The sequence below is a fragment of the Pseudomonas sp. SJZ080 genome (assembly GCF_007828295.1).
GTDB lineage: Bacteria > Pseudomonadota > Gammaproteobacteria > Pseudomonadales > Pseudomonadaceae > Aquipseudomonas > Aquipseudomonas migulae_A.
The window spans coordinates 81,835-89,977 of sequence record NZ_VIUK01000026.1; the positions used below are offsets into that span (position 1 = coordinate 81,835).

The 8,143-nt window shown below is 53.2% G+C and carries 8 protein-coding genes and 2 pseudogenes; 3 read left to right on the forward strand and 7 right to left on the reverse strand.

The features are described 5' to 3' along the window. Positions 1–56: 56 nt before the first annotated feature. Positions 57–467 (reverse strand): low affinity iron permease family protein, encoded by a 411-nt coding sequence (locus FBY04_RS26660; RefSeq protein ID WP_084322629.1) that lies wholly within the window; start codon positions 465–467, stop codon positions 57–59. Positions 468–700: 233 nt separating this feature from the next. Between FBY04_RS26660 and FBY04_RS26665 the strand changes: the two genes are divergently transcribed. Further along, positions 701–1,786 carry a type I restriction endonuclease gene (locus FBY04_RS26665; protein ID WP_084322630.1) on the forward strand — a complete coding sequence of 362 codons (1,086 nt, stop codon included), beginning with the start codon at positions 701–703 and terminating at the stop codon, positions 1,784–1,786. 54 nt (positions 1,787–1,840) lie between these two features. Here FBY04_RS26665 and FBY04_RS26670 read toward each other — a convergent pair whose 3' ends face one another. Both FBY04_RS26670 and FBY04_RS26675 read right to left on the reverse strand, forming a co-directional pair. After that, positions 1,841–2,380, reverse strand: coding sequence for an AidA/PixA family protein (locus FBY04_RS26670; protein ID WP_145318127.1), 540 nt, complete (start codon positions 2,378–2,380; stop codon positions 1,841–1,843). A 125-nt stretch (positions 2,381–2,505) separates the two neighbouring features. Beyond that, positions 2,506–3,009, reverse strand: coding sequence for an inclusion body family protein (locus FBY04_RS26675; RefSeq protein WP_017336890.1), 504 nt, complete (start codon positions 3,007–3,009; stop codon positions 2,506–2,508). A gap of 392 nt (positions 3,010–3,401) precedes the next feature. Between FBY04_RS26675 and tam the strand changes: the two genes are divergently transcribed. After that, on the forward strand, positions 3,402–4,172 hold the full coding sequence (tam, locus tag FBY04_RS26680) for a trans-aconitate 2-methyltransferase (RefSeq protein WP_084322632.1): 771 nt from the start codon (positions 3,402–3,404) through the stop codon (positions 4,170–4,172). 433 nt (positions 4,173–4,605) lie between these two features. Here the strand turns inward: tam and FBY04_RS26690 are convergent, their stop codons facing one another. Continuing rightward, positions 4,606–4,875: a hypothetical protein gene (locus FBY04_RS26690; protein WP_017336893.1), complete on the reverse strand. Its 270-nt coding sequence runs from the start codon at positions 4,873–4,875 to the stop codon at positions 4,606–4,608. A gap of 403 nt (positions 4,876–5,278) precedes the next feature. On the opposite strand from FBY04_RS26690, the gene FBY04_RS26695 reads away from it, so the two are divergent. After that, positions 5,279–6,016, forward strand: a complete 738-nt coding sequence (locus FBY04_RS26695; protein WP_145318118.1) for a zeta toxin family protein — start codon at positions 5,279–5,281, stop codon at positions 6,014–6,016. A 334-nt stretch (positions 6,017–6,350) separates the two neighbouring features. On the opposite strand, the pseudogene FBY04_RS26705 reads toward FBY04_RS26695, so the two are convergent. From FBY04_RS26705 to FBY04_RS26715, 3 genes and pseudogenes are all read right to left on the reverse strand, one after another. Next, positions 6,351–6,563, reverse strand: a pseudogene (locus tag FBY04_RS26705) (type II toxin-antitoxin system HigA family antitoxin); the annotation flags it as partial. Between the two features lie 230 nt (positions 6,564–6,793). After that, positions 6,794–7,105, reverse strand: coding sequence for a hypothetical protein (locus tag FBY04_RS26710; RefSeq protein WP_145318124.1), 312 nt, complete (start codon positions 7,103–7,105; stop codon positions 6,794–6,796). 551 nt (positions 7,106–7,656) lie between these two features. Further along, positions 7,657–8,143: pseudogene (locus tag FBY04_RS26715) on the reverse strand (IS3 family transposase); the annotation flags it as partial.

Below are 8,143 nucleotides of genomic sequence, written 5' to 3' on the forward strand. Positions count from 1 at the left end.
AGCCGGCTTGCTGGCGATCCAAACACCGCGGTGTGTCAGACACGCCGCTAGCGCATTCAGCAGTCGTTCAAATCCTGTTTGTGCTTGCCCTTGGTCGCCAGCCCCGCCAGACCATGCACCTCATTTTCGCCCATGGCGCGATAGTGTTTACGCAGCGCCTCCAGCTGTTTCAGATCCAGCGCCTCGAGCCCGAGCATCGCGTTCTGCGCCTCCTTGTTCACCCGCAGCAACTCATCGATCTTCAAATGCAGAATGTCGGTGTCGCGGTTCTGCGTGTTCTGGATCAGGAACACCATCAGGAACGTGATGATTGTGGTCGAGGTGTTGATGATCAGTTGCCAGGTGTCGTTGTAATCAAAAATCGGCCCGCTCAAACCCCACAGGCCGATAAGAATCAACGCCCCCATGAACGTCTTGGGACTGCCGGCCCACAACGCAAGTTTCTGCGAGATTTTTGCGAATTTCATTGCCGTGTTCCTTATAGGGATGCGCCTGAGTTTCAGACAGCGCGGGCGTGATGAAAATTCTGATTACCTATTCGAGTTCCATTAAAAAGCGAAGGGCTCCAGATCCGAGGGCGGAGAGAGTCATTCGCAATTCTTGGGCGGAATCTTTCTTTGTGCTGGTTTGTGTCTAGTATCAAAGGCAATCAATTTGCCAGCATGCAAACACACGGATCGAAACCAGGAAGGGGTCACGCATGGAATTTTTCGAAAAGTTAGCAAGTTTAGCCGCCAAAGTCCGTTTGCAGAGCGCTGCAATTCAAACGGAAGAGGCGACGAAGAACGCTTTTGTCATGCCCTTTATCAGCACGGTGCTTGGCTACGATGTCTTCGATCCGACCGAGGTTACTCCCGAATTCGTCTGCGACATTGGAACGAAGAAGGGAGAAAAAATTGACTATGCAATCATGAAGGCAGGTGAGGTTCAGATCCTGATCGAGTGCAAGAAAATAGGCGAACCACTACACATCAATCATGCCTCGCAGCTGTTCCGTTACTTCCACGTCACCAGCGCTCGTATTTCCATCCTCACCAACGGTCAGATCTACAAATTCTTCACTGATCTGGATGCGCCCAACAAGATGGATGAGAAACCTTTTCTTGAGCTCGATCTCCTGGATATCGACGAGTATTCCGTCCCAGAGCTGGTAAAGCTCACTAAGTCTGCGTTCGATGTGGATTCGATCATCAGCGCCGCGGGTGAGTTGAAATACGTCAGCCAAATCAAAAAGATCATTGCTTCGCAAGTCAGCAAACCCGATGACGATTTTGTGAAGGTATTCGCTTCCCGGGTGTATGACGGTGTCATAACGCAGAAAGTACGTGAGCAGTTTCATGAGTTGACGAGAAAAGCAGTCGTGCAGTTTCTCAATGATCAGATCAATGACCGGCTCAAGTCGGCGATGAGCGGAGCCATCCAGCCAGCGCTGGCCTCGTTGCCGGTTTCCTCAGGCGGAGCTGAACAGGCAGATGTACGAGATGAGTCAGAGGACAAGGTTCTGACGACGTTGGAAGAACTGGAGGGTTATCACATAGTCCGTGCCGTGGTTCGTTCAGTCGTGGATGCCAAGCGAATTGTTCAGCGCGATACCCAGAGTTACTTCGGCATCCTGCTGGACGACAACAACCGAAAACCGATCTGTCGTCTGCACTTCAATCGCTCACAGAAGTACATCGGCATATTTGACGAAGAGAAGAATGAAACCCGGCATGCAATCAACTCTGTTGATGACATCTACGAGTACTCGGATCATTTGAAGAAGACGGTCGGGTATTACGACTAGCCAGTTAATTGCAAAAAAACCGACTGTTGAGGTCGGTTTTTTTTTGAGTTTTTTTCAGTCCGGAAGCCTCACTTCAACCGCCCAACTGAAATACCCCAACGCCTCACAGTTTTTATCAATCAGCATGAATTTCAGCTCGCACGCTTCAACCCCGGTGGCGAGTCGTGTGCATTTCCAATAATGATCATCGGCCTGGTGACTACCCGGTTCAGTCGGGTTTTCAGGATCGGGTGCCGGCACTGTCAGGCCGTCCTGAACCACCAGTTCAGGCGCAGAAAGTACGCCGGCATCGCCAACGGACATGTCGTAAAAAACCACGCTGTGCTCGGCGAGCAAGCTGACGGTTCTGCCTCGGATATGGAATGTTGCATCGTTGCCGGCGATAAAAGTCATTTGGCTGTCATTTGTCGTACTTTTTGGCGTTGGTGATCCATTGATGGCGAAGACGAATCCATCAGAAATGGACGTCGGTTTGTCCGCCTCCAAACTAGGCTCCGGATAACGTAAAAGCAGTGATTCTGCATCAACGATCAGCAACACATTGTTGGCAGTCGCGACGCTGGATGAGGGCGATTTGATCGGTTCGGAAGTCATCATGGATTCCTTTCATGATGGTGGCACGTGACGGCAGCCGCTTCGGTTCATGCAGGCATCCTGTTCCTGTAGAAGCGGCAACGTAGTCGGCAAAAGCCCCTCGTTACCAAGGGGCCGGACGCTCGTCAGTTACGGATGGTAATGAACGGGTCCCACGAGCAGCAGCCGACGATCTTGCAATCGCGATCCACGATCAGGAAGTGGAAGTGATACGTCACGCTGCCGCAGGACAGGGTTTCCGAAGACCAGTAATGGTTATCGACTTTCTGGCAGCTTGGTACCGATGGATTGCTGGTGTTGGGGACCGCAACGCAAGCGGTAGCCTTGCGCGGCGTGGGCGTGGAGATCAAGTCGTTACCGACATTGCCGATGAACTTGTAGAAAATCACGGCGGTCTCGAAGCTCTGCGACAGGCTGGTTTCACGCCAGCGAATCAGGTCGCCTACCTGTGCTTTCAAGTTGAGTTCGCCCCCGGCCTGGCCGCTCACCACGTTGTTCTGATTGGTCACCATGTACACATGGTTGACGTCGATCAGTGTTGGCGAAGCCGGGTTTTTGCTGATGTTCGGGTAGTTTTTCAAGATGGTTTCGGTGTCGATGGAAACCAGCACATCCGTGACTCGAGACATAGTAAAGCTCCTTGTTCATAGTGAATGCCTGGCATCTTTCCAGGCTCAACAACGCTTGCTTGCCTTGCGGTCGTTGCGCAAACACTACGGACGGAACCCACCTGTCACGGGCATGAGCTGGCCTTGCTCCTTGAGTACAAACTGACGGGTTCGGGTTCCTTCCGACGGGCCGCGATTGGACTATAGAAGTGAAACTCAGGCTGTCAAAATTGCTTTGCTGGTAGCTCGACGAACGGTCGATCTGATGATGACTTTCGATGATTTGGCGATAAGAAACAGCCCTCATATCCTTTGAACATCCATAAGTCGGATAGGGCTGGCGCACGGGTCGATGTATCGTAGCGAACCGGTTGTCGGCCCAGGCCCGGACAACGATTCGACAGGAGAACGCAATGAGTTGGTCCGCCCAGCAATACGTCGCTTTTGAAGATGAACGCACCCGCCCGGCACGCGACCTGCTCGCGGCGATTCCGCCTGTGGACGCACGTTCGGCCATCGACATCGGCTGCGGCCCCGGCAACTCGACCGAATTGCTCGTGGAGCGCTTCACCAACGCCGCGGTGCGCGGTGTCGACAGTTCAACCGACATGATCGAAACCGCCCGCAAGCGGTTGCCGCAAGTGCAGTTCGACACCGTTGATATTGGCACCTGGAACGACAACGGCCCGTTCGACGTGATCTTCGCCAACGCGGTGTTGCAGTGGTTGCCCGATCACGCGACGTTGCTGCCTTCACTCGCCGCCCGACTGACCCAGGGCGGCAGCCTGGCCATTCAGATGCCCGACAACCTTAACGAACCGTCCCATCGCCTGATGCGCGAAGTCGCTGCCGATGGCCCGTGGGCCAGCAAGCTGGCGGACGCCGCCGGGCAACGCACGGAAATGGCCAGTGCCAGCGATTACTATTCGATGCTGCGACCACACTGCACGCGCGTGGATGTGTGGCGCACCACCTACCATCATCCGCTGGCGGGCGGTGCGTCGGGCGTGGTCGAGTGGTTCAAGGGCAGCGGTTTACGGCCGTTTCTCGAACCGCTGGATGACGCGGAAAAGACGCAGTACCTCAAGCAATATCACGCCGCGATCGAGCAGGCGTATCCGACGCTGAGCGATGGTTCGGTGCTGCTGCCGTTCCCGCGATTGTTCATTGTCGCGACCCGTTGATGCCGAAAAGGGACGGATAACGCTGAACGTTATCTGTCCCTTCGTTTGGCACTCAAGTAGTCGAAAAGAAACGACGCAAAGCCGAACAACCCAATCATTGAAATGATCATGATCCCCAACTCTGAATTGTCCATGCTGATCTCTGCGTGAAAGGTGAGAGGGCAGGGTAGGGGGTTTTTGGTTGGGGTTGATGCTGCGCTACTGCTTCTTTACTGGGTTGCGGGGATCTATACGAAAAATATACGTGGGGCGCCGAAAAAACCTGTGGTGAGGGAGCTTGCTCCCGTCGGACTGCGCAGCAGTCCTTGTTTTGGGGCCGCTTCGCGACCCAGCGGGAGCAAGCTCCCTCGCCACAGTAACTGGTAAAGAAGTTCACGACACAGCAGTTGATTTACGAATCAAAAGGGGCGCCAAAAAGACGCCCTTTTTGATGTCAGGACGGTTCTGCATCCATCCGTCGCGCAATGACATCCAGCACATCGCAGCCATCGCGCAAGGGGATGCTGCAGAGCATTGCGAAGTCGCTGAGAATCACCGAATCCGAATTGATTTCGCCGCGCATCGCGAGGTTTTCCAGGACCTGCGTCACCGCTCCGATTCTGTAACGGGCGGAGCTGAGAAGGGAATGCAGCGGTTGGGTGGTGTTGACGTAGAACGTGGGGAGGTCGTCGGCGTTGCTGGTTAAAGCCATGTAGTCATTCATGAGTGGTTACCTTGAAGTGAAGTGAAGTCACCTGCCACTCGTTGTCGCCAAACAATGGGTGGCAGCTGTACGCGGGTTGGCGAACCGGACAAGGCACAAACCGGCAGACCCGAAGGTCTCCCACGCACAGCCACCAAAAAAAGGTAGCCAAACGCTTAGAAACGCTCCGAGCGGGCCCGGAGGTTTCTATGCCTGTACCATCGAGTCGCCAAACCCAATACGCCATTTGGGCGCGTTCGGACTATAGGACTCATGACAAAGGCACAGCAATGGACAAGTCTACGGACAATTCCCAGAGTCGTGTAGGACCTTGCCTTTTCGAAAATCGGCCTCGTTTCTCACCCCTGCAAACCAATGCGTATGTTGTAATCTTGAGCCGAATAAAACATGGGCTGAGTCAAGTATGACGCCAGAAAATATGGCCATCGAACGGGCTGCCTTTGAGTTCGCCAGAGCGAACCGGGCGTCGTTGGCCCGACATGTCGCGGACACTACTTTGTACTTCAGCGAGGAGACACCATTTACGGTGTTCATGGCGGGATCGCCTGGAGCTGGAAAGACAGAAGTATCCAAAGCTATGGCAGAGGACTTGGACGAGAGGAACTTGAACCCTCACGGGAAGCGTGTGCTTCGTATTGATCCCGACGATTTCCGAAACCTGATCCCCGGCTATACCGGAGGAAACTCGTATCTGTTTCAGCGTGCGGTCACCAAAATTCTAGAAAAGGTTCTGGATCGGGCTTTTGAAAAACGACTCTCGTTCATTCTGGACGGGACAATGGCCAACTTTGATGTCGCAAGGCGGAATATCGATCGAGTCTTGGGAAACCGTAGAAATGCCCAGATTATGTACGTTTACCAAGGACCAGAACTTGCCTGGCAATTCGTTCAGGCTAGGGAGCTTACGGAGGGGAGGAATATACCGTTGCATGAGTTCGCTCGACAGTTTATCGCTGCGCGGAGGAACGTCATTGAGCTCAAGCGCTTATATGGTGACCAAATCCATGTCGATTTGCTTATCAAGGACTTTGACGGCGGCAGGCAATGGGTAGAGCTTGATGCCAGTAGCGATACGATTGACGCTCTGATCCCCCAGACCTATGATCAGGTTCAGCTCGTCGAGCTGTTAACAGAGGTATGAAATCAATGAGTACAGCTAAGGTTGAGAAAACCAGTGCTTTGACTGAGTTTTTCTCCAACACGCCTGCCGAAACCCGGCGAGAGATTTTGATGGGCGTAATTAGCAAAGCTAACGCTTCACAACGTGACGTTGTGCAGAAAGCAAAGGCTATCAAAGCTAGACAGGACTCAGCCCCGTCAGCCTGAACTCTCGCTGCAACCGTCATTCAAGGCCCAGCAATATGCTGGGCTTTTTCGCGAGAGGGGACGTATCTATTTAAGGATTGTCCCGCCCCTGCTAAGACGTTGTCGCAGCCGTTCCTGCTAATGAAGGATCACCGGTCTCAACTTTCAACGAGGCCTTGCTGATCCATGTGAAATTTGATGGCCTCAATTGGATCAGACAATGGCATTGGGTAATGCTCGTTTTCGTATTTTTCGATAAGCAACGCCAGAATTTCCAGCTCATCGCCATCGCCATCAGGCGAATCAACGTCCGAACCCCAAAGCTGCTCCACGCGCGCAAATGCTGCCAGGTCTTCTTTGCTGGGAATTGGTTTGATGTTCATTACACGGTCTCTGCGTTGATTTGATCATTCAGGCATCGGTGTCGGCAAATCCATTAACCGGACGATGAAAACGTTAACAAAATACCGACTTCATGGAAAAACGTTAATTTCCGGGCTGAAACACAAATTCCAGGCACAAAAAACCGGCCATCAAGACCGGTTATGTGAAGCACCTCGTCGAGCCACAGGAAACGATCCCTGCGTTCTGATTTACTTTTGTGTAAGGATGCTCAAGAGGCCGGTTGCTTCACGCCTCCCGGGTGGCTTTCACGTTGTTTTTTCTGGTACTCCTCCGCCTTGTGCGAAGAATCTGAGTCTTTTTCCAGCGTTTTCGAATCGGCTCCGGAATTTGCACCCGAAGACTCCTCACCCTTTTTGCTGGCCTTGTCCCTGTTTGATTCAGCTCCTTGCCCTTGGTTAAGACCAGGAAGTGCTGCAGGAGGAACAGCAGTTCCTGTCGTCGTTTTTTCGGCGGCAAGCGCGTAGAGCGGGCAGGAAGACAGTAGGCCCGCAAGCGTCAGAGCAGCGATTTTGGTATTCATGCTTAAGCCTTCTGTGCAAGGGAATGTACTTATTGGAAGGCAGGGTCGAGGGAGTGTGCTGGAAAGCTGACGAGCGGCAGGCGCCGGGCAGGGATCCGGAATTGCGAAAAAGAGGAAAGCGTCACATTTGGCATCCCAGACACAAAAAAACCGGCCATCAAGGCCGGTTTTTTCTGTACCTGCATCTCCCGTCAAAACTCAACGTGAGACCAAAATTCGATTGGAGCGGGTGAAGGGAATCGACCCGTTAATGGACAACGAAGTGTAAATGTTGTGTAGGTGTGTAGGTGCGTGAGCGGCTCACCCCCCTGGAGTCGTTGGCTGTAAAGTTGTGATTCCTCAAATCCGTCTTGACTCACATTGTGACTTTTGAAACGGAGACCTTCCGTCGCCCCCCATGATCCTCCAAGCCTGATACAGGAGCTTTTGGCTTGGCAGACTCCTCGCATATCCCAAGGCATATCAACTATCCGCACGTGGCCCGAACCACTTGCAGAAACCTTCTTCATCCGCCTCATTCATCCGCTCTAGGATCAGTAGCATTGTAGTGGTCAACTAATCCCGGACACGACGTTAAGTTTTTCCTCGGCCCGCGCTGGAGCCAACCCATCGTTGAATTGATGAGGCCGAATCCAGTTGTAGCGATGCATCAAAAAATGGCTGATATCGCGCTGTGCTTCCTGCGCAGTTCGATAGCCCACGGTCGGTATCCATTCTGTTTTCAAGCTGCGAAATACGCGCTCCATCGGTGCGTTATCCCAGCAGTTTCCTCGTCGACTCATGCTCTGGCGCATGCGGTATCGCCACAACCGCTGGCGAAAGAGTCGGCTTGCATATTGCGATCCCTGGTCCGAGTGGAATAGCAGATCCGAAGGCCTGCCACGCTGCTCGTAAGCCATATCCAGCGCTTTGATCACCAGCTCAGCGTCTGGCTTTTCCGACAGCCCAGCCCACGATCCGACGCGTACAAAGATCCAGGACGACAGCCAGGTAATGCCATTTTCCTTGCGCCCAAATGTAGGTGATATCGCCGCACCA